Source organism: Corallococcus exercitus (genome assembly GCF_003611585.1).
GTDB classification, from domain to species: Bacteria; Myxococcota; Myxococcia; order Myxococcales; family Myxococcaceae; genus Corallococcus; species Corallococcus exercitus.
The window spans coordinates 1-21,594 of the sequence record NZ_RAVW01000136.1; the positions used below are offsets into that span (position 1 = coordinate 1).

A 21,594-nucleotide genomic window follows, 5' to 3' on the forward strand; every position below is an offset into this window, starting at 1 on the left:
CGCGGGCGCGGCGGTCGTGCTGCTGTGCGTGGCCGGAGGGGTCCTGGCGCTCGGGCGCGGGCAGGCGGCCCCGGCGGCGGCAGCGGTGCAGGCGTCGCGCCCGACGTACCGCCCCGTCACGTTCCGCCGGGGCCACGTGCTCAACGCGCGGTTCTCCGCGGACGGCCACACGCTGCTCTATGGCGCGGCGTGGGAGGGAGGTCGCGCGGAGCTCTACAGCGCGCGCACCGAACGGCCGCTGTCACAGCCGATGGGATACCCCGCGGACGTGCTCGCCACGTCGTCACGCGGAGAGCTGGCGGTGTTGCTCGAGCCCCGCTTCTTCGACGCGGACCATGGCAGCGGGACGTTGGGCCTGATGCCGCTGGGCGGTGGCGCGCCGAGGGCCGTGCTCGACGGCGTGCTGGAGGCGGACTGGGGGCGGAGCGATGGACCGCTCGCGGTGGTGCGCCGCGTGGGCGAGAACTTCCGGCTGGAGCAGCCTCCCGGCACGGTGCGCTTCGAGTCCCAGGGGTGGATCAGCCACGCGCGCGTGTCTCCTGACGGAGCGCGGATCGCGTTCCTGTTCCACGCGCATCCGAAGGACGACCGGGGCGGGGTCTGGGTGCTGGAGAAGGAAGGCCCGCCCCGGGAGCTCTCCGCGGACTGGGCGAGCATCCGGGGGCTCGCGTGGGCTCCGGATGGACGCGAGGTGTGGTTCACCGCCTCCCGCACGGGCGCCGATTCCGAGCTGTTCGCGGTCGACCTGCGAGGCACGCCGCGGCCGGTGGATCGGATCGCCGGGAGGATGGTGCTGCATGACATCTCCAGCGAGGGCGCCGTCCTGGTGGACCACCCGGTGATCCGCACCGGGCTCGCGTTCGGGCAGGCGGGGGCGGAGCGCGACCTGGCGTGGTCGGACTCCTCGTTCATGACCGACCTGTCCCGCGACGGCCGGACGGTCGTCTTCGCGGAGGGCGGAGAGGTGGAGGGCCCCACCTACGGTGCCTACCTGCGGACCACCGATGGCGCCCCACCGGTCCGGCTGGGAGATGGCATCCCCATGGCGCTGTCTCCGGACGGCAAGCAGGTGTTCACGGCGCGCTACGGCGAGCGGATGGAGTACCTGCTGCTGCCCACGGGCGCGGGGGAGCCGCGTCCCCTGTCGCTCGCGCCGGTCGCCACGGTGCTCACCGCGCGCTGGTTCCCGGATGGGAAGCGGTTGCTCCTGCGCGCCAACGAGGAGGGCCATGGCGCCCGCTTGTGGGTGTTCGAGCCCGGTGCCGGAGCCCCCACGCCCATCACGCCGGAAGGCACGGGCTTCGACACGGCCATCTCCCCGGACGGCGCACGGCTCGCGGCCGTGGATGCGGAAGGGAACCTGCGCGTGTTCTCCGCGACAGGCGAGGCGCGAAGCACCGTCCCCGGCCGCTTCACGCACCAGACGGTGGTGGGCTGGGACGCGAGCGGAGAGGCCCTCTACCTGCGAAGCGTCTCGCTGCCGGTGCGCATCTCCCACGTCGACGTGAGGACCGGCGCGAGCACTCCGCACCTGACCGTCCCCTCGCGGGGCGTCATGCCGGGCCTCATCTCCGTGATGACGCTGGCGCTCTCCGCGGACGGAGCGTCCTACGCATACAGCTACAACGAGGCGCTCTCGCGACTGTTCCTGGTGGAGGGCTTGGCCGGGGCCCGGCCTTCGCCACACTGAGGAACCGCGCCGCTCCGGACCGTACCGAGCCGGGCCGCGCGGTTCCCGTTGCTTCACATCACTTCACTTCCGTGGCCTTCATGTTCTGGTTCACGAAGTCCCAGTTCACCAGGCTGGTGAGGAAGGTCTCGATGAACTTGGGGCGCGCGTTGCGGTAGTCGATGTAGTAGGCGTGCTCCCAGACGTCGATGGTGAGCAGGGCCTTCTTGCCGTGCTTCATCGGCAGGTCCGCGTTGGCCGTCTTCATCACGGACAGCTTGCCGGCGCTGTCCTGCACCAGCCACGCCCAGCCGGAGCCGAACTGCGTGGCGGCGGCGTCGGCGAACTGCCGCTTGAACTCCTCGTAGGAGCCGAAGTCGCGGTTGATGGCCTCCGCGACCTCTCCCGTCGGCTTGCCGCCACCGTTGGTCGGCGTCATGCAGTTCCAGAAGAAGGTGTGGTTCCACACCTGGGCGGCGTTGTTGAACACGGCGCCATCGCTGCTGAGGATGACCTCCACCAGCGACTTGGTGGCCTCGGGCTTGCCCGCGGTCAGCTCGTTCAGCTTGTTCACATACGTCGCGTGGTGCTTGTCGTGGTGGTACTCCAGCGTCTCCGCGCTCATGTGGGGGGCCAGCGCGTCCTTCTTGTACGGAAGCTCGGGCAGCGTGAAGGGCATCGGGTACGTCCTTTCTGGGTTACGTGAGGTTCGTCTGCGGTTTCACGACTTCGGGGCGGGCCCTGGCTCCGGGTGCGCCGTCAGCGCGCGATACGCCCGGTTCCAGTAGAGCAGGGGCTCAGCCTCCGCTCCCCGCTGGATGCGCTCCACGCGGCCCACCAGCAACAGGTGATCGCCGTAACGGTGCACATCCAACAGAGCGCACGCCAGACCCACCAGGCTGTCCTGCACGAAGGTGCTTTCGTCGAACACCAGGCCTTCGGCCTCCCCCTTCGCGCAGCGGACCGACACGTCGCGTTGGGAGGTGGACAACACGCTCACACTGAAGCGACGGGCGGCCTCCACGCGCTTGAGCGTGCGGGAGGACTGCTGCAGCGACAGGACGATCAGCGGAGGCGTCAGGGAGAGGGAGCTGAAGGAGCTGACCGTCGTCGCCGCGACCCCGTCCGTGTCTCGGACGGAGACCACCGCCACCCCGCTCGCCCACCGGGACATCGCCTCCCGGAACTCGGGGGCCGACACCCCTTCAGTACCGCTCTGAGTCATGTGCCGGTCTCTACCACCCGCCCCGCCACCGGGTCAGCACTTCCTCCAATGCATTGGCGGAATACCAACGCAGTGGCACCGCCCCCTGGGGCTCCCTGATGGCCGGATCCGCCGGCCCCCCCGTATGCTGGCCGGTTGGAGGCGCCCATGGATCCGTTGTGGGGGGAGACGCTGAGGCGTCTGGATGCGCTGCTCGTCCAGGTGTGTGACCTGGAGGAGGCCCGCGCGTCGAAGCTTCGGGGGGAGCAGGAGAGTGGCTGGGATGCCGTGCGCACCACCGTGCGCCCCTCCACGGCGGAGCTGGCCTTCAGCACCGCGCTCGCGGAGACGCCGCTCCTGGGCGCTTCGCCTCCCCTTCCCTTCGCCCGGCTGCGGGCCTCGCTGCGCGTCGACACCGTGGAGGAGGCGGCCCTGCTGCTCCTGCTCGCGGCCTGGCTGGAGCCGCGCTACCCGCGCCTGTTCGCCGTGCTCCAGGACGAGACCGCGCAGGGCTGGAACGTGGAGCGGTTGCTGCTCACCGTGCTGGGCCGGACGCCGGCTCGCGCGCAGCGATTGATGGCGTCGCTGACCGACAGCGGGCTCCTCGTGGGGGGCGGCCTGCTACAGACGGGCGCTGGCGCCTTTCCTCCCATGCTCCGGCCCGTGGACCTGGCTCCGGAGGTCCGCGAAGCCCTGCTGGAATTGCCCCGCCCCTCCGTGCTGGGTGACATCCCATTGGAGTGGCATGGCGCGGACTCCCTGCCGTCCGGCGAGCGCGCGGCGCCGGGGATGTTCGCCGTCGTGCATGGCGAGGGTGAACGCCTGGGCGTGGCGATGGAGTTCGCCGCCGAGGTGGGGATGCCATGGGTCGTCGCGCGGTGGGCGGGCACGCTGGAGCCCGTTTCCATGGCTCGGGCCCTCTGGCGCCTGGCCTCCGTGCGCGGAGCCCTGCTGGCCCTGGACGTGTCCGGATGTGAGCGTGGACTGGCGCTCTCCGTCACGGAGACGCTGTCGGGCCTGTGCCAGCGTTTCGGCGGGCGGGCCCTGGTGCTCGCGGACTCCGCGCAGCCTGTCGCCGTGCCGCACCACGAGGCTCCTGCCCTGGGCTTCATCCAGCGGCGGGCGCTGTGGCTGGAGGAGGCCCGGGCCCGGGGACTGTCATTGACGGAGGCGGACGCGGGACGGCTGGCGTCTGGCTTTCGGGGCGGGCTCCAGGAGCTCCGCCGCGTGTTCGATTCAGCTCCGGGGGGGGATGCGGACGCCCTTCGCGCCGCTGCGTCGCGGCGGGTGCAGGTGCCGCTGCGCCATGGCTACCGGCTGGAGACGTCGCGGACGTTCGCGGACCTCGTGGTGCGCGACACGACTCGCGCGGCCTTGGAGCGCCTGTTGTTCTACGTGGCCCAGCGCGACCGCGTCGCCGAGGAGCGCGGCCTGTCGCGCCGCTTCCGCTTGAACACCGGTCCGGTGGCCCTGTTCTCCGGACGCTCCGGCACCGGGAAGACGCTGGCCGCGGAGGTCATCGCCCATGCGGTGGGCCGGCCGCTGTACGTCGTCGACCTGTCGCGGCTCGTCAGCAAGTACGTGGGCGAGACGGAGAAGAACATCGACGAGGTGCTGTCCCACGGCGAGCGCGCTGGCGCCGTGCTGTTCTTCGACGAGGCGGACTCGCTGTTCTCCGCTCGCACGGAGGTCAGCAACGCCAATGATCGCTTCGCCAACCTGGAGGTCGGCTTCCTCCTCCAGCGCATCGAGCGCCATGACGGGCTGATCATCCTCGCCACCAACCTCCAGACCGCCATCGACGAAGCGTTCCTGCGCCGCTTCCACGCGCGCATCGAGTTCCCCTTCCCCGAGGTCGAGGAGCGCCGCCGCATCTGGGAGCTGATGCTTCCGGAGAGTGTGCCTCGCGCGGGGACGCTGGACCTGGCCGGGCTCGCCCAGCGGCACCGGCTGGCGGGCGGCGACATCCGCAACGCCGCCCTCAAGGCCATCTTCCTCGCTGAGCAGGCCGGCGCGCCGCTGGCCCAGGAGCACCTGGAGCGCGCCGTCGCCCTGGAGCTGTACGAGCTGGGCCGGCTCTCCCGGCGTCCGGAAGCGGATGCTCCCTCCGACGCGGGGACACGGCTGCGCCGCGTGGCGGAGGTGTTCCAGGAGGCGCTGGACTCGCAGCTGCGCCAACACTTCCTCAAGGAGATCCACATCCTCCACGGCTCTCCCACCCGGGAGGCGCTCGCGGGGAAGCGGCCCGCCGTGTCGCTCGCGCTCTACCGGCTGGCCGTCACCCAGAACGGCGCGCTGCGACTGGGCCTCATCGTCTCCGCCTGGTCCAACCGCGCGGAGGAGGAGCACGAGCTGCTCGGCGTGCTCCATGGGCTGCTGGCTCGCGGCCTTCCGCACGAGCTGGATGGCCGCAAGCTCACACCTCGCGTCCAGGAGAGTTATGACTTCGACCTGCTCCACCGCTTCTGGAGCAGTCATGGACATCCCATCCGGGCCTCCCTGGTGCTGGATGTGGAGATGACCTAGCGTCCCCTTCACTGATGGTGCGGGGGGGACCGTGCGCATCCGTGAACAGGGCTCGAAGGCGTCCGCCAAGGCCTCGATCCGGAAGGTTTCCGGGCGCACACCCTCGTCCTCCGCGACCCTGCCCCGCGCACCGGGTGTCGTTCCCCGGGGCCCGTCCTCCTCCAATCCCGCGCGCGAGCTGGCGGCCCGGCTCGCGTCACTGAAGGGCGCGTCCCCGGCCCTGCATGGGCCCGTGCTTCGCGAGGCCGCGCGCGACCAGGAGCGCCGCTGGAGCGACCCGGCGTGGCGGACGCTGGGCGGTCCGCGCTCGCACCTCTTCGAGCCGTGCGCAGGCCACCCGCCGGAGGTCGCGCTGCTCTCCACGCCCGGCGCCATCGAGGCGGAGCTGGGCATCCACGGGCTCGCACCGCAACCGAACACCGGGCTCGCGCAGGCGGCGGGGGCTTCCCAGCCCGCGACCCTCGCGCAGCAGGAGGAGGACGCCCGGCAACGTGCGGCGGCGCGCAGGTCCGTGCTGCCCCCGGGCTCCGCGGATCAGCTCGGAGACCTCGCCGCGTGGCTGGCCGAGGCCCGCGCTTCCGACCTCACGCCGTCCACCCCGCTGGCGCTCAGCCCGTTCACCGGAGGCCCGGCGACACTCGATGGCAGCGTCGAAGCGGCGGGACTGGGGGGCAGCACGTCGCCCATCGGCGCGCCCCCGGCGGAGACCACCGTCGATGCCTCCAGCGCAGGCGGTGCGACAGCCACGCCGGATCCAACGCCCGAGCCCGCCGCGCTCCCCGTGGGAACGGCCCCCGGCGGCATGGATGAGGCCGCGCGCATCGACACAGTGGTTTCCGAGCTGTCGGCACGAGGCGACGTCCGCATCGTCATCCGTCCGGCCTCCGGTGGCACGGGGCCCGGAGCCGTCGCGAAGCCTCCTCCCATCCAGACGGATGCCACGGTCGATACGGGCCATCCCGAGGAGCGCCCCTCGCTCGCGGTCCCCGTGGCTCCGGCCGCGATGGACTCGCAGAAGCAGCTGGCCGAGGCCCACGCGCAGGGCGTCCAGGGCATCCAGCAGGGCCTGGAAGCCGCGCCGGATCCGACGGGTGCCATCGCGGTGGAGCCCCCTGCCCCGCTTCCGGCTCCGCCTCCCGCTCCCACGGCGGAAGCGCCCGTCACGGCAGCGCCCATCCCCGCTGCTCCGGCGACGAGCGAGGGCGCGGATCCCGTCGCCGCCTGGAAGGGCCGCATCGCCAGCACCACGGCGAAGGTGCCGGAGCCCCAGCTTCCTCCCGCGCCCCGCTACACGTTCAAGATCATCCAGGCCGCCGTGGACCCCAACGCGGTCCGCGCCGCGCGCCTCAAGCAACTGGAGGACGAGGGCAAGAAGGCCATCACCCCGGCGCAGCAGCCGAAGGACCTGCCCGCAATCCCGGACGACCCCACCGGCAAGGCCTCCTCGCTGGTGGATGCGAAGTGCGAGCGGAAGCTGGAGGTCAAGGAAGCGAAGCTCCCCGACCTGCAGAAGAGCCCGCTGGGCCACGTGCCGGAGATCGGCTCGCAGCTCATGCGCGACGACGGCGGGCACATGCTCATCAAGGGCCCGCTCGGCGACATCGTCTACAAGCCCGGCGGCCCGAAGCCCACCGACCCCGACAAGCTCAAGGACTGGACGCTCCTCCAGAAGAAGATCACCGCCGCGGCCGACACGCAGAAGAAGGCGAAGGTCCAGCCCAAGGAGCCCGCGAAGGGAATCACCGTCCTCGAACAGGCCGCGCCCGCGCCCATCAACGTCCCCGACTTCGCGCGCGTGGACATTGGCGACGTGCTGGCGCGGTTGCTCGCCGCCCCGGACAAGTACGCGGACGCCTCCGTCCAGAAGGCCCACGAGGCGTATGTCCCGGGCGGCCTGGACGCGTCCTGGGGCACCGCGCTCATCACCGCCGAGCGGCCCCTCTTCGCCGCCGAGCTCCAGCGAGTCGCGGAGGCCGCGCAGATCAAGAAGGAGGACCTGGACGCGAAGGTGGAGGCCCGCCGCAAGCAGCTGGTGGATTCACATACCGCCACCACCCAGACGCTCAGCAAGGCCCACGAGGACGCGAAGACGCGCCTGGAGGAGAGCGGCAAGACCTTCGCCGACTCCCTGTCGCGCATGCGCGCCTCGCTGGACGCGCAGTCCGAGGCCAAGGCCGCCGCCATCAAGGGCGGCGTCGACCTGACCGAAGCGCGCCGCAAGCGCGACGCCCTCATCGCCGCGGTCGACACCAAGGTGAGCAACTGGGTCGTCCGGTACGACCAGAACGGCAAGCGCTTCAAGGAAGCCTTCGCGAAGGCCGCGACCGACCAGATGCGCGCCTACGAGCTGGCCGCCCTCCAGGACGAGTGGGAACTCAAGAAGGACGCCGGTGATGATCCGGTGAAGCTCAAGGCCGCCACGGAGGCGTACCGACCCACCAAGAAGTGGCTGGAGGACCGCCGCAAGGAGATTGGCGCCGTCGTCACGAAGGCGAAGCGCGACATCGACCAGAGCGTGGAGCGCTATCAGCAGGAGCTGCGCGACGCCGGCAAGGAGGCGAAGGAGGTCATCCGCGACTGGCACGCGAAGCAGATCGGCTACGAGCGCGGCTTCTGGGACCGGCTGCTCGGGTGGATCATCGACTGGCTGGCCGCTGCCCACGACGAGAGCCGCGCGTGGGAGGCCGCGCGCGCGGCGGAGAACAAGGGGTCGCTGGACCAGAACATGCTGTTCCTCGCGGAGGTGCGCCTGCGCCAGGGCGAGGCACTGGACGAGGAGGCCATCAAGGGCAACAGCGCCCTCAGCGAGGAGCAGAAGGCCATCCTGCTCTCCTACTACGGCAAGGGCGGCAAGGACCCGGTGCAGGCGCTGGCGGAGGGCCTGGCCGTGCGCATCATCGGCCAGCGCAAGAAGCCGCTCATGGAGGCGCTGGAGAAGGAGCTGCTCGCCTCCACCGACCTGGAGCGCCTGAAGACCGTCGTCGACCAGCAGGAGCCGCTCTTCAGCAACCGCGCCCGCAACATCAGCCTCAAGGTCTGGGAGGGCGTGGACCAGTGGGGCACGGACGAGAAGAAGATCTTCGACGCGCTCGCCAACCTCAACCCGCTGCAGGGCCACTACATCGAGCTCCTCTACAAGAGCGAGCACAACGAGGATCTGCGCGAGCGGCTCAAGAGCGAGCTGGACGACTTCTTCAGCACCACCACGCACGACTGGGACAAGGCCGAGGCCCTGCTCTCCGGCAACGCCGCCAAGGCCGCCGCCGTGGAGCTGGACGACGCCATGGAGGGCACCTTCTTCGGGACCGGCTGGGGCACGGACGAGGACGCCATCCTCAACCTGCTGCGCGGCAAGACGCAGGAGCAGATCGAAGCCATCAAGAAGGCCTACCAGGCGAAGTACGGCCGGGACCTCGTCACCAAGATGGACGACGAGCTGCGCAGCGGCGCGCTCAAGACGCACGACGTGGACGAGATGCACGCCCTGGTGGAGGGCCGCACCGAGGACGCGCGCGCCATCGAGATGGACCGCGCCATGCGCGGCGGCTGGTTCTTCGGCCTGGGCACCGACCGCAAGGCCATGGAGGGCGTCTACGACCGCATCCGCAAGGAGACGGAGGCCGACGCGCAGCAGTACGGCTGGGACACCAAGACGTTTCGCGCGGAGCTGCTCAAGCGCAACCAGGCGCTCGACGCGTCGTACGAGAAACAATACGGCAAGGACTGGACCGAGCGCACCGCCGGGGAAAGCGCGCTCAGCGCCGCGTTCCACGACGAGATGCAGGGCGCCGACCTCAAGCTCATCGAGGGCCTGCGCGACGACAAGGGGCTCCAGGTGGATGCGGCGCGCATCCGCATCGAGCACACCAGCGTCTTCTACGCGGACGACAAGATCATCCGCGACGCGATGTCCGCCGAGGGCAAGCGGCAGATCGCCGACGCGCGCCGCGACGGCTACCTGGACATCCAGGAGCGGCTGGACATCGAGCGCGGGCTGGACGAGGCGAAGGTCAAGCCCGCCAGCGAGGGCCCCCTCACGGAGGAGGACCGCAGGAAGGGCCGCATCAGCGAGCTGGAGTTCCTGGACAAGTGGAGCCCGGAGAAGGTCCAGGCCCGCATCGCGAAGGAACGCAAGGAGGTGGATGGCAAGGCGAAGGCCCAGGCACAGGCCAACGCCCCGGCGACCATGAAGGCGCTGGCGGCCGAGTACGACAGCGCCTACGTGGAGGGTACGCACCTTCAGGCCACCTTCGAGCAGGCCGTCCTGATGGACACGTCCGGCGCGGACCGGGAAGCGGTCGCGGCGCTCCTGGAGAAGGGCTACCTCACCGACGCGGAGATCGTTCAGTACGCCGTGCAGGGCGTGGGCACGGACGAGGACGCGCTCAAGGAGGTCCTGGCCGGCAAGACGAAGGCGGAGATCCAGGCCATCGCCGAGGAGTGGGCGAAGAACAACCCGCCCGACCCTGGCGACACGCGCACGCCCTACCAGCGCTTCCGGGACCGGCTGGACGAGGACCTGAGCGGACGCGAGGAGTTCGACATCCTCGACCTGGTGGACTTCGGCGAACCCGTCACGCCCCAGGAGAAGGCGGCCCGCGCGTGGCGCCGCGTGGACTTCGAGGCGCGCTCCACCAACGGCATGGCGTCCTCGGAGTACCAGCTGGTGCTGGGCCAGGCGTCCGCGCTCTCCGCCGAGGTGGCCGCGCTGGAGCGGCACGAGCGGATGCGCCCCAGGCCCGGCGACAAGAACTACACCGCCGACGGGCTGCGCGCGTGGCAGGACGACTGGGAGAAGAAGTCCGAGCGCGTGGCGGTCCAGGCGGAGCACGCCGACGAGGCGGTGAAGATGCACCGCGAGCAGGTGGACTTCGTCACCGACCGGCTCGTGAACATCCTCGGGGCGGTGGTGATGGCGGTGGTGGTCGTCATCGGCGTCATCGTGAGCATCTTCGCCCCGCCCGTGGGCGCGGGGTTCTGGGCGGCCTTCGGCGCGTTCATGGCCAGCTCCACGGTGCTGGTGGGCACGGCGCTGGCGACGGCCGCCGTGATGATGGCGACGAAGGCCGCCATGAAGGGCGCCGCCTACGGCTGGGAGGAGGCGGCCACCGACGCGGCCGTGGGCGCCGTGGACGCCCTCGTCTCCGCGGCCACCGCGGGCGTGGGCTCCAGGCTGCTCGAGCTGGGGTTCCTGGCGCGCATGGCGAAGGAAGGCGGGATGCTGGCGCGGGTGACGGCGCACGGCCTGGCCCAGGGCGCCGAAGGCCTGGTGCAGTCCGTGCCCTCCGCGTTCCTTGGCAACGTCCTCAACGACGAGAACTACAAGGGCGGCAACGCGCTCTTCAACGTGCTGGCGGGCACCGCGATGCAGGCGGCGCCGGGCGCGGTGCTGGCCGGGGGGATGGGCGCGCTGGGCGGCATCTCCAAGCCCCACGTGCCTCCGCGCACCGGCGACCTGCTGCACTTCCGGGGCACACCCCAGGAGCGGGTGACCCTCTTCAGGAAGTGGAAGGCAGAGAACCCCGCCGGGAACATGAAGGAGTTCCTGCGCGAGTTCGACGACAGCCTGCTCAAGCAGCTGTCGAACGACTTCGACAAGAAGCAGCTCCAGCGCGTGATGCGCAAGGAACTGCTGGAGCACATCCCGCCCGCGCAGCGGAAGGCGTTCGCGAACACGCCCATCGAGATGCTGTCCGAGGCGGACTTCGAGTCGCTCACCGACAGCAAGTCCGCCCAGGCCGTCACGATGTTCCGGCGGGGCAAGCCCACCATCGTCGTCAAGGCGGGCGCGGACCTGTCGGACCTGGGCGAGGAGGGCCTGCACCTGCTCCAGCGCCACGACAAGGCGACGCGCGACCTGGTCAAGTCGCTGGACGAAACGGCCCTGCGGCACTGGGACAGGCTGCCCATCGAGAAGCAGTTCGAGCTCTACCGCAAGAAGCTGCTTCTGGAGATCGACGCGCAGGAGTCGCTGCTGGCGTCGCTGGAGGGCAAGCGCGGCGTGTCCATGGACCCCGCGGAGGCGGCCCGCCGCATCGAGCAGGGCGAGAAGACGCTGGAGAACCTGCGCCAGCGGATGAAGGAGGTGGACGCCTTCACGCCCCTGGACCTGGCGGAGTTCGGCCAGGGCGTGCGCGCGAAGCCGCAGTACCTGAACGAACCGCCGCGCCTGTTCACCAAGAAGCCCCCGAAGGCGACGGCGAAGACCGCGGCCCGCAAGCGCGGGGGCGGCAAGAAACAGCAGGCGCCGGTGCTCACCGTGACGGACACGGAGCCGGTCATCCGGCAGACGGGCCGGGCCAACGAGGCCTGGCCCAACACCGTGCATCACGCCGACCATCCGGAGGTGGGACCGTTCTCGAAGTCGCCTCCGCTGAAGGACGATCCGTTCATCGCGGGCGCGGAGCGCCAGGTGTTCACGGATGCGCAGCGCGCGCGCACCACGCTGAAGCTGGACCCGAAGGACACGGTCGCGCAGATCGGCCCCGCCTGGGAGGAGCTCAAGCCCGGCACCACGGAGCGCCGCTACTACAAGCTGGTGGAGGTGACGCGCGCCAGCGGTGAGAAGGAATACCTCCAGCTCATCATGTCCAAGCGTCCCGGCAACCGCTGGGAAGTGCGCGGCAGCCTCACCACCGAGGCCGGCGGGGCGCTGGAGAACATCCAGTCCAAGAAGATGACGGAGGCGGTGCTCGGCAACCAACTGGGCCCGACGGAGAAGTTCAGGCGGCTGGACTTCAAGCCCCTGGGCGAGGCGCAGGGCAGCGGCTTCGACGAGATCATTGTCGAGTTCGACCACGCCGCGGATCCAAAGCTCGCCAAGCTCCACGTCGTGGAGGTCAAGGGCGGTGGCCACGCTCCGACGCTCGAGAAGTTCACCGCGGTGGGAGAAAATCTCCGCCAGAACCTGGACGAGCTGCGCGACAAGCTGACCGACCTGGCCTGGGCGAAGGCGCATGGCCTGGGGCCCGCGCACCTGGAAGCGCTGGGCAAGGCCATCGACGAATGGCAGCTCTCCATCGAGCTGCGCATCGGGCCGAAGACGCCCCTGCCAGCGCCGGGCCGGGACCTGGTGGGCCGCGTCGAGCGCATCGCGGACGCGTGGCGCAAGCTGTCCCTGGTCCACGCGGTCATCCCCGAGGGAGCCGCAGCCCGCGCCGAAATCGAGACCTTGATGAAGGACTTCAAGGCCGCGCTGCACAAGGGCCGCGTCAAGCCCACGATGAAGGCGCTGGAGAAGGTGGAGAAGGCCCTCCAGGGCACGAAGCGCAAGCCGGGCCTGCTGGCGCAGTACAACATCGACCCCAACGAGCTGAAGGGGCTCATCCACAGCCTGGACCCGACCGTGAAGCCCGGGGAGATCACCCGGATCCTCGAACCGTTCGAGAACGCGAAGCGCGTGCGCACGATTGGCCCCACCGGCAACGTGCTGGGCTGGGGGGACTTCGACATCACCGTGTCACGCAGCTGGAGGATCCGCCGGTTCAAGCCCTTCGAGCTGGCGCAGATGCGCGACCTCCAGGCGGGCCTGGAAGCCATCCCGGAGCTGGACCCCGCGACGTTCGGCACGCTGTCGCTGCGCGACCGGCAGCAGGCGCTCAAGAAGTCGGTGGGCGCGGCCATGGACGCGCTGGGCATCCCCCAGTCACGCCGTCCCCGGGTCCAGTTCCAGAACCTGGCGGCGGGGGACTACGGCTGGATGGAGTGGAACTTCCACATGACGCCCCAGGGGCGGCTTTCGCCCCTGGACCGGCGGGGCGTCATCGTCATCAACGAGAACCTGGACGTGGGCGACGCGGTGGGCACCGCCGTCCACGAGTCGCGCCACTACTATCAGGCGTATCAGGCCTACCAGTATTCGCTGGGCCGGCAGTCGCATCCGTTCTCTCGCCGGTGGTGGCGCAACCTGCCCGGCTCCGGCGGGCACTACTACGGGCCGGGGAACCCCCGGTACTTCCGGCAGCCCATTGAAACGGACGCGGAGAGCTTCGGCCGCCGCGTCATCGATCTCTTGCCGCCCAACTGGCCTCCTCCATGATGAGGTTCCGACATGCGCGTTGCTCCCTCGACTCCCGTCACCTGCTTCGTGTGCGGCTCCACGTTCACCGTCCACAACAAGGTGGACCTGGACGGAGGACGGCGGACCGTCCTCCAGGAGCCGTCGGCCTGTCCCTTCTGTGATGCGCCCTTGCGGACCATCCCGAAGCTGGACGTGGGCGTGGCCAAGAGCCTGCTGCTCACCGAGGCCGGCGCACCGGAGGAGAAGAAGGCTTACGGAACGGTGGAGCGCTTCCTGGAGCGCTTCACCCGCACGGAGGCGGAGGTGGACGCGCTGCTGACGCTCGCACGCGAGCTTGACCTGGGTGCCTGGGAGGAAGCCAACCTGGCGCGGCTCCAGCGGAGCAAGGACGCGGGGCTGAAGACGGAGACGAAGTTCGTCGCGAAGCTGCGGAAGGAGGCGGAGGACGGTGGCCTCTTCGAGCGATTGCAGCGCGCCGCGGCGCCCGTCAAAGATGCACACCGAGCCCTGTGGAGCCGCCACATGGCCGTCTTCCAGCAGCGGAAGCAGTCGTAAGGCGGGATGACATGGCCGAGTCCTCGAACAGCGCTCCAGGCACGTGGGCCGGGCTCTTCTCCTCCGAGTGGGGAGAGGACACCCACGCGCGGGAGTTCATGAAGCGCTTCACCGCGATGGCACTGGCGAAGCCGAACACCCCGGTCACGCACCTGCGGACGCTGGCGGATGTGCTGGCGTCGCTCGTCGTGCTGACGGGTGCTGGGGAGGCCCGTGCGGCGGCGGAGCCGCTGGTGCCGATGTGCGAGCCCGCGCTCACGCAGGCAGGACGGCTCTTCGAGTCGGTGGATCCGCCTCGCGTCGCCATCCAGGTGCTGTCGTTCGTGAACGCGGCGGAGGCCTGCGGGACCACGCAGGGGCTGGTGGAAGCCTCGCCCGCGAAGGCGTGGCTGGAGGCCATCGCGAAGACGGTGAAGAAGCAGGACGACCTGTTGCTCTATCGCTGCGGACTGGTGGCGCTGTGTCTGGGCGAACCGGACCTGGCGGCGAAGCTGGTGGGGGGCGGGAAGCTTCCGGCGACGCTCACGCCCGGGGAGCAGTTCGGCTTCAACGTCCAGGGCTTCGTGCGCTACCTGGCGACGGCGATGAAGGTCCGTGCCCCGTCGGAAGCGGTGCGGCCCGCGTGGGAGTCCTACGTGGAGGGCTTTCCGAAGAACAAGGCCGCGGAGCGGGCCTCGTGGAGTGACCTGGTCTGGGCGGCGCGCGCGTACTTCGCGGGCCTGGAGGGGCGGCCGGTGGCGCGGGTGGGTGAGTCGCTGCATGCGCTCGTGAGGCCTGACTGAGATGCGCTCCCCTGCCCTCGTCGCGCGGCCGGAGGTTTCGTTCGAGGCGATGGACAGGGTGCTGTCGGCGCTGGGCTGGTTCCTCCAATCCGAAGGCCAGACGCCCCCGCTCATCCCCGGCGAGCCGGAGCTCGCGGTGTACGTGCACCGCGGGACGGACACCTCGCTGCACTACACGTTCAACCCGGTGCTCCGGCTGCGGGTGCTGGAGTTCTCCGGCCGCGATGCGGTGGGGCAATGGGCGACCGTGCGCAAGGCGGTGCCGGTGCTGGATGCTCCCGCGCTCATGGAACTGCTGACGTCGTCGGAGACGCGGGAGGTGCTGCTGGGGTTGCTGGCCACGGAGGCGCTGCGCGAGCGCGCGTCGCTGGACCGAGTGGCGGCGCTGAGGTTCCACCCGGAGTTCAGCGTGTCGCGGACCGCGGAGCGTGTGCTGGCATCGCTGGTGCCGGACGGGACGGAGGAGGCGTTTCAACGGCTGAAGGCGGAGAAGGAGGCGCATCCGGACCGCTCGGTGCTGTTCGCGCACCTGCCCGGCGAGGAGCAGCGGCGGCAGGTGCTGCGCTGGCTCATCCACGACTCCACGGCTTCGAATCCGGACATCGACGCGGTGCTGAACTCGGCGCTGGTGGACGAGGACGCGGAGGTGCGGGTGACGGCGGTGCTGGCGGCGGCGCGGCTCCAGGCCCGCTCGGTGCTGCCGGCGCTGCGCGAGGCGCATATGCCCACGTCGACGCGAGAAGGCGCGGCCCCGATGGACCGGCATTTCTATGCGGGCCTGCGGAACCTCGTGGCCGAGTTGCTCGCGGGCCGGCCTCCGCCCCCGGAGGGTTCACCGAAGCGCGCGCGGATGGAGCCGCTCCTGCGCGCTCTGCTCGGCCCCGTGGACGTGCGGAACGATCCCAGTCTGCTTCTGTATGCGCTGACGACGCCCGTGGATCCGGGACCGCGTCCCGCGTCGTTTCCGGAGGCGCTGGTGGAACGGGAGGGCACGTATCGGCTGCGCCGCTCCGGGCTGGAGGCGCGCTGGGTGCCGCCCGTGGAGCACTGGCTGGGGACGGAGGGGACGCTGCGGCGGGTGAAGTCACCGGGGTACTTCGTCGCGCGGGTGCCCGTGAGCCGGGCCGCGGCGGCCTGGGCGCTGGCCGCTTCGCAGGGGCCCGTAGGGATGGCGGGGCGGGACGCGGAGGAGGCCCTGCCCTGCACGCGTGTGGAAGCGGAGCAGGTGTGCGCGGCGTTGGCTCGCATCGAAGGCGCGGAGCTGCGGCTGCCCTCCAGCGAGGAATGGGAGATGGCGGCCCGTGGGCCGGATGGGCGGCTGTTCCCGTGGGGCAATTCGATGATGGAGGATGGGGCTTCGCGTGCCTCACCTTGGGGCGTGGAGAAGCTGGTGGCTTCGCTGCCCCAGTGGGCGCGGGGTGGTCTGCTGTGCGGCGGGCGTGAGCAGCCGCTGTGTACTTCACGTCGCGAGGTGGCGGCGGAGGATGAGGTGGGCGCCGTGCGGTGGGTGCTGCGCTCGTAGCAACACTCCGGTCCTCCGCCAAACCCCGCCCCCGATGCCAGCAGTCATCAGGGGCCTACGGCCAGCTTGCCCGGGCTACTTCAACTCAGGGAACGCGCGGCTCCGAAGCTCAGTCTGATGGACGTTCTTATACCGCTCGAATACCTGCACGGATTGCCGGGCAATATTTCCCAAGCTGCCCGCTCCCGCGTATGCCTTGAAGTTGCTGATCCGCATCTTCAAGCTCCCCTCCTTGATGCCTCGCTGCTCCGCGATGGTGGGCAAGTCGAACGGAAGCCCCTCCGTACCGAACCTATACAGGTAGAAGGCTACAAGGTCGTCAGCCTCACTCCAGTTGTGTTTGTCCATTCGGGCACTCCATTGGCTGCTCGGTCACTGCGCATGATGAGTTCCACCGGATGAGACCGGGGCAGGAGCCAGCATATCCTCGTGCATGCACAAACCGGCTGGGCAGCATCAACTCTCGCTACTTCTTCGGCATCCGGATGTTGGGGTTCGCCGCGACGCGGGGTGCGCTCTTCGCCTTGAAGTTGCCTCCAGCTGCGGCCTTCATCGTGGGCGCCGCGGCCGCGCTTCCCAGCTGGGCTCGGGGCGTGTCGGTCTTGGGTTGCTGTGAGGGCGCAATGGACTTGTTCATGGCCGGCTTGCGGTCAGGCGTCTTGCGCGTCTGGGGCGTCAGGGTCTTCATGGCTTGGCTCCGGGGATGCGTCCGGCGGGGATTCCTTCCAGCTTGAGCAGCACGCCCGATGGCGCTGGGACCTCCAGCTCCACCAGGCCTCCGGTGCCGGTGAGATGCACTTCCGCGCCTATCTCCAGGCGGCAGCCCACCGCTGGACGCCCCGCCTGATCCTGGGCCAGCAGTCTGCGCCGGTCGTCGCTCACCACGACCGAGGGTCTCCTCAGCGCGACCTGCGTCTGCGCGATGAGCACGCAGCGCTGGCCCTTCACGCTCGCGCGGACCTGGGCCCGGATGCGGGCGACTTCGGGTGCCTTGCCTTCGGGTGGCTTCGCGAGGAGCGTGGCCTTGGAGGACGGCGGGCCCGGGAGCACTGCGCCTTCCCAGAGGGCTTCGAGCCCCTCATCCAGCCCCACCGCCGCGAGGGACAGCGGCAGGCGGATGGGCTCCGCGCCGATCCAGAGCTCTTCGGGCGCGACGATGGCCACTTCGGGATCCAACTGGACGTCGGCGATCCATGACCAGCGCCCCGTGAGCAGGTCCGCGAGCCAGCCAGCCTCCTCGGGCGACATGCGCGACAGGGCCTTCTCCACGTGCGACGGATCCGCGAGCCGTTGGAGCGCGGCGGCGCCATCCTTGAACCTCGCGTTCTCCAGCAGGCCGTCGAGCTGATCCGGAAGGTGTTTGGAGAGGGAGCGCAGCAGGTGCCCCAATCGCTGCCTTGGAGGAAGTCCGCTCATCCTCGCCTCCACCACTGGGAGCGGCCGGTCATCCGGCGCCGCAGTCGCAGTTCTGCTTGATGGAGCGCTTCGTGGTCCTTGTCCGTGACGCGACGTCCGTTCACGAAGAAGGCTCGCGCACCGGTGTCCGTTTCGTCATCCGGTGCTTCGATCCATGGGTCTTCCTCCAGTGCTTCCTGTCGGAGCGGAACCTCGACTCGTGGCGGAGGAAGCAACGTCTTCACTTCGATGTGCACGGGCTCTGGTGTGGGGCGCCCGACGCTCCGTGATGGAGGGCGTGCGGGCTCCACCGGCTTGCTCCGTCCTGCCGGTGCTGGTTCCCGCGTGGTCGTCTCTTCATGCAAGGCGACGCGGTCGTGACGTCGCGGTCCGGGCGCGTCCTGGAACGCTGGGGCCTTTCGTGGGTCCGGTGCTGGCAGGCGGTCCGGCGCGCGGGGTGGCCTTCGCCGTGGCGTTATCCGTGCCGGGGGCAGACCGGGCGCCACGGGGCTGGCCTCTTGTTGAGGTTGCGCGACAGCGCGGGCAACGCGATGGCGGCGCGCGGAGGGCTCCGGGGGCCGTGCGCTGACCCGTGGGCGTTTGGTGTTTCTTTCCTCGGAGGGCCGCGGCACCCGGTTCCTTCGAGGGATGGAGGCTTCCTCCGCCGCTTCGACATCGAAGTGCACCGAGGGAGCGTCCTGTCTCACGGGCGCGTCCCGGGGGACATCCCGGGCAGGAGCCTCCCGGGCCTGCGGGATGGGCGGACGGGCCGGGTGTGATTCCACTGCCTCCATGTGGGGCTTTGGGGCGTTGGCGACGACGGGGACCGCGTTCGCGGGACGTGGACTCTCGTCCTGGATTCGAGTCGGAGTCTCGACCGTTGGCCGTGGCTCCTGCGCCGTTACCGACGTCCCTTCAGGCCGGGGAACACGACGGCGGGCCGGCGCGAGGGGTTCCGTCCTGGTGGGGCCCGGGGCCTGAACGGGCGGTCTGAGCACGGGGGATGTCACATCTCCAGGCTCAGTGAGCCCCATGGACCTGGGGCCCTGCGAGGGCGACGCGGTCTTCACCGTGCGGCCTGTCTCCCCTCCCCGCCTCTGCGCGCCGGGCGTCGGCAGGGACGGCGGCAGGGGCGGATCCACCTTGAAGTCCCCTGCCTCTCCCCGCTCCAACGGATGGAGCACCCGGTCCAGTTCCGCGAGCAGCGCGGCCACCGCGAAGAGGTCGTCTCGTGCTTCGCTCATGTCGGCACTCCCAGCCAGGACTTGAGGACCGTGGTCGCGGCCCGCAGCTCCGGATCCCTCAGCACCGTCTTCGTCACGCCGCCGTCCTGCACCGTGATGTTCGCCGTGCCGGGATCCAGCTCGATGGGCAGCATCACGCCCGTGGCGAGGCTGGGACCTCCGAAGCCCTTGAAGTCGCGCCGCAGCGTCACGTCGCGCACCAGCGCCTTCGGCAGTTGCAGGTCGCGCAGCGTGATGACCACGACCTCCTCGTCGTCCCCGCAGCACAGGGGCGTGGGCGTCGTCGGCACCTCATCGTCCGCTCGGGCCGCCGCGCCCGTGCGGATGTCCACCGTGTCCACCTGCGCCACGCCCTGCCACCAGGTGCCTTCGTCATCCGCGCCTCGTACCAGCAGCAGCTCCCCCGGCCTCGCCACCTGAACCGGCTTGCTTGAGCCGGACGTGCTCGCCACCGGCAGCCCGTCCAGGAACAGCCGCGTTGCGCCCACCTCCACCGGCGGCAGCAGCTTGAACGTCTGGCCTGGATACGGCGCGGCCACCGCCGGAGACACCAGCCCTATCGCTCCCCCGCCCTGCCCCAGCAGCAGGTTCAGCTTCGCGCCCAGCGCGATGAGCTCCTGAACCACCCCGTCCGCCTGAGGCCCCGCCGCCGCGTGCCCGTCCAACACCTCCTGCGTGGAGATGGACACGGCGCTCCCATCCACCGGGGCTCCGCTCCTCACCATGCCCGCCACTCCTGGCAGCTTCGCGTCCGTCGCGATGGACACGTTCAGCGGCGCGATGCGCAGGCGCTTGTCAGCCCCTTTCACTTCCCAGCCCAGCACCAGCGCCAGCGTGGGCCGGTCCCCTCCCACGTGCGCCACGTGCCCCGCCTGCACCAGCCCCAGGTCCACCGTGGGCGTCACCGACAACGCCGTCGCCTGCGTGGGCGTGTCCTTCACCAGCAGCACCGGGCCCACCAGCGGAATCCCCGTGGACTGTCCCGCGAGCACCCGCGTCAGGCTGTCGCAGAACGGCTTGAGCACCTGCCGCAGCAGCGGCGCCAGCGTGGCCCGGTTGCGCGCGTCGAACCACCTCTGGCGGAACACCCAGTGGAAGCGCAGCGACCACTCCAGCGTCCGGAGCATCCGGAGCGGGCCGTCCGGGTACGCCAGCCGCGCCGCCACCGCTTCCTCCATCCCCTTCCCCGCCTCGATGTCCAGCGTCGTCAGCTCGTTGGACAGCTGCCCGGGGATGCCGGGGGAGTCCGCCCTCCGCAGCGTGGTCTTCAGCGACGCCAGGCCGGACACGGACGCAATCACGGTGCGCGGAGGCTGGAGCGCCGTGGCCACAGCGCCGTAGTCCGTCGCCGATGCCTGCAACGAGTCCGCCGCGCGCTGGAGCGCGTCCATCAACTCCGGGGCCGCGCCCTGCTCCGCCACCGTGGCCTTCGCCTGGAGCAGCACGCTCCGGTCCGCCAGGCACTCGCCCTGTCGGGCCGCGGCGCCCGAGGCCACCGCATCGAAGGCGCTCGAAAGCGACGAGACGGACAGCCCATCCAGCACGCTGCCGAGGGACACCGTCTCCGACGTCGTCTTCAGCTGCGCCCGCCTCGCGGTGCGCAGGCCCGTCCACGTCCCCAGCTCCGCGACGCCGCTCTCCGCGGCATCCTTGCGCTGGTCCGTGGTGAAGAGGCCCGCGTCAATGGCGTCCGACACGGCGCCGCTCGCCGCCAGCGGCCCGAAGTCATACGTGGGCACTCGCACCGCCACCTCTCCCCCGTGCTTCTCGTCGCGGAACGCGAACAGCGTCACCGTGCTTGAGAGCACCGCCTCTCCCGTGAGCTTGCCGTCGCTGTCCGTGCCGATGGTGCCCACCGCGAACTCCAGCTCCTCCACCCCCGGCAACCGGCTCTGCGTCCCCACGAGCGAACCCACCGACACCGCGGGCAGCCCTTCGCCCCGGGGAGAACTGGCCAGGGCCGGCGCCAGCGCGATTCCGACCGCGCGACGGCGGGCTCGCTCGATGACGTTGAACACCGGCAACAGCGCGCACACGGTCTGCACGTGCGGCGCGTCCTGATCCGCCACGCCGTCCATGCGATCCAGGAAGGCCTCCAGCTGCTTCCAGGCCGCCTGCCACCCGTCCAGCTCCATGCTCAGGCGCTTCACCGCGCTCACGGACCGGTTCCTTTCTTCGGCGTGCCAGGAGCCGGCGTGGGCGGCTCAGCCGCGGGCGGCTGTGGGCTCGGCGGACGCTCCGACGCTCCCGGCCCTCCAAACCCCATCGCGAGCGAACGCGCTCCCCGGCGCTGGGAGTGCTTCGTCGTGGCCATGCCCTCGAGGATCTCCTTCTGCTCCTCCACGTGCGCCTTCGACTGGTCCAGCACCTCCACCAGCGTGGAGCGCCCCCGCTGGGCGGCGGCCTTCAGCTCCTCCGGCGTGCGCCCCACCGCGGCCACGAAGTCCTCCGGCGCGTCCTCCACCGCCTTCACGAACCTGTCCGCCTGCCGCTGGGTCTTCGTCTTCAGGTTGCCCCAGGCGTCCTTCACCTCGTCCGCGCTCGCCTCCAGCACCTGGGCCGCCTGGCTCTCCTCCAAGGCCTTCTTCACGTCCTGGAGCGTGAGCTCCCCCGACGCCAGGTCCATCGCGGCGGACAGCCCCAACAGCTCCCAGAGCATCGCGGCCTTCGCCAGGTT

Annotated in this window: 12 protein-coding genes and 1 pseudogene; 6 read left to right on the plus strand and 7 right to left on the minus strand. The window is 70.5% G+C overall.

Annotated elements, in window-relative coordinates; all coding sequences use genetic code 11:
• On the plus strand, positions 1-1,690 hold a 1,690-nt coding region (locus tag D7W79_RS43700), incomplete at its 5' end, for a YncE family protein (protein WP_158616998.1).
• A gap of 58 nt (positions 1,691-1,748) precedes the next feature.
• Here D7W79_RS43700 and D7W79_RS18380 read toward each other — a convergent pair.
• Positions 1,749-2,348: a superoxide dismutase gene (locus D7W79_RS18380; RefSeq protein ID WP_120526685.1), complete on the minus strand. Its 600-nt coding sequence runs from the start codon at positions 2,346-2,348 to the stop codon at positions 1,749-1,751.
• 42 nt (positions 2,349-2,390) lie between these two features.
• Entirely contained in the window at positions 2,391-2,894 is a 504-nt protein-coding gene (locus tag D7W79_RS18385; protein ID WP_120526686.1) for a flavin reductase family protein, read from the minus strand.
• A 147-nt stretch (positions 2,895-3,041) separates the two neighbouring features.
• Between D7W79_RS18385 and D7W79_RS18390 the strand changes: the two genes are divergently transcribed.
• Genes D7W79_RS18390 through D7W79_RS18410 form a run of 5 tightly spaced genes read left to right on the plus strand, consistent with a single transcriptional unit; the run spans position 3,042 to position 16,278 of the window.
• Complete coding sequence (locus D7W79_RS18390) at positions 3,042-5,399, plus strand: AAA family ATPase (RefSeq protein ID WP_120526687.1); 2,358 nt, start codon at positions 3,042-3,044, stop codon at positions 5,397-5,399.
• A 31-nt stretch (positions 5,400-5,430) separates the two neighbouring features.
• Positions 5,431-13,437 carry a hypothetical protein gene (locus D7W79_RS18395; RefSeq protein WP_120526688.1) on the plus strand — a complete coding sequence of 2,669 codons (8,007 nt, stop codon included), beginning with the start codon at positions 5,431-5,433 and terminating at the stop codon, positions 13,435-13,437.
• 12 nt (positions 13,438-13,449) lie between these two features.
• Entirely contained in the window at positions 13,450-13,974 is a 525-nt protein-coding gene (locus tag D7W79_RS18400; RefSeq protein ID WP_120526689.1) for a hypothetical protein, read from the plus strand.
• Between the two features lie 11 nt (positions 13,975-13,985).
• Entirely contained in the window at positions 13,986-14,756 is a 771-nt protein-coding gene (locus D7W79_RS18405) for a hypothetical protein (protein WP_120526690.1), read from the plus strand.
• A 1-nt stretch (position 14,757) separates the two neighbouring features.
• A complete protein-coding gene (locus D7W79_RS18410) occupies positions 14,758-16,278 on the plus strand; it encodes a formylglycine-generating enzyme family protein (protein WP_120526691.1) in 1,521 nt (506 codons plus the stop codon).
• A 75-nt stretch (positions 16,279-16,353) separates the two neighbouring features.
• On the opposite strand, the gene D7W79_RS18415 is transcribed toward D7W79_RS18410, so the two are convergent.
• The 5 genes and pseudogenes from D7W79_RS18415 to D7W79_RS43705 form a co-directional block, all read right to left on the minus strand.
• A complete protein-coding gene (locus D7W79_RS18415) occupies positions 16,354-16,626 on the minus strand; it encodes a hypothetical protein (RefSeq protein WP_120526692.1) in 273 nt (90 codons plus the stop codon).
• A gap of 118 nt (positions 16,627-16,744) precedes the next feature.
• On the minus strand, positions 16,745-16,966 hold the full coding sequence (locus D7W79_RS18420) for a hypothetical protein (protein WP_120526693.1): 222 nt from the start codon (positions 16,964-16,966) through the stop codon (positions 16,745-16,747).
• Positions 16,963-17,694 carry a hypothetical protein gene (locus D7W79_RS43245; protein ID WP_147441964.1) on the minus strand — a complete coding sequence of 244 codons (732 nt, stop codon included), beginning with the start codon at positions 17,692-17,694 and terminating at the stop codon, positions 16,963-16,965. The genes D7W79_RS18420 and D7W79_RS43245 overlap by 4 nt, the downstream gene beginning before the upstream one ends.
• Positions 17,695-18,913: 1,219 nt before the next feature.
• A complete protein-coding gene (locus D7W79_RS18435) occupies positions 18,914-21,076 on the minus strand; it encodes a hypothetical protein (RefSeq protein WP_120526696.1) in 2,163 nt (720 codons plus the stop codon).
• A pseudogene (locus D7W79_RS43705) lies at positions 21,073-21,594 on the minus strand (hypothetical protein); the annotation flags it as partial. The gene D7W79_RS18435 and the pseudogene D7W79_RS43705, both read right to left, overlap by 4 nt.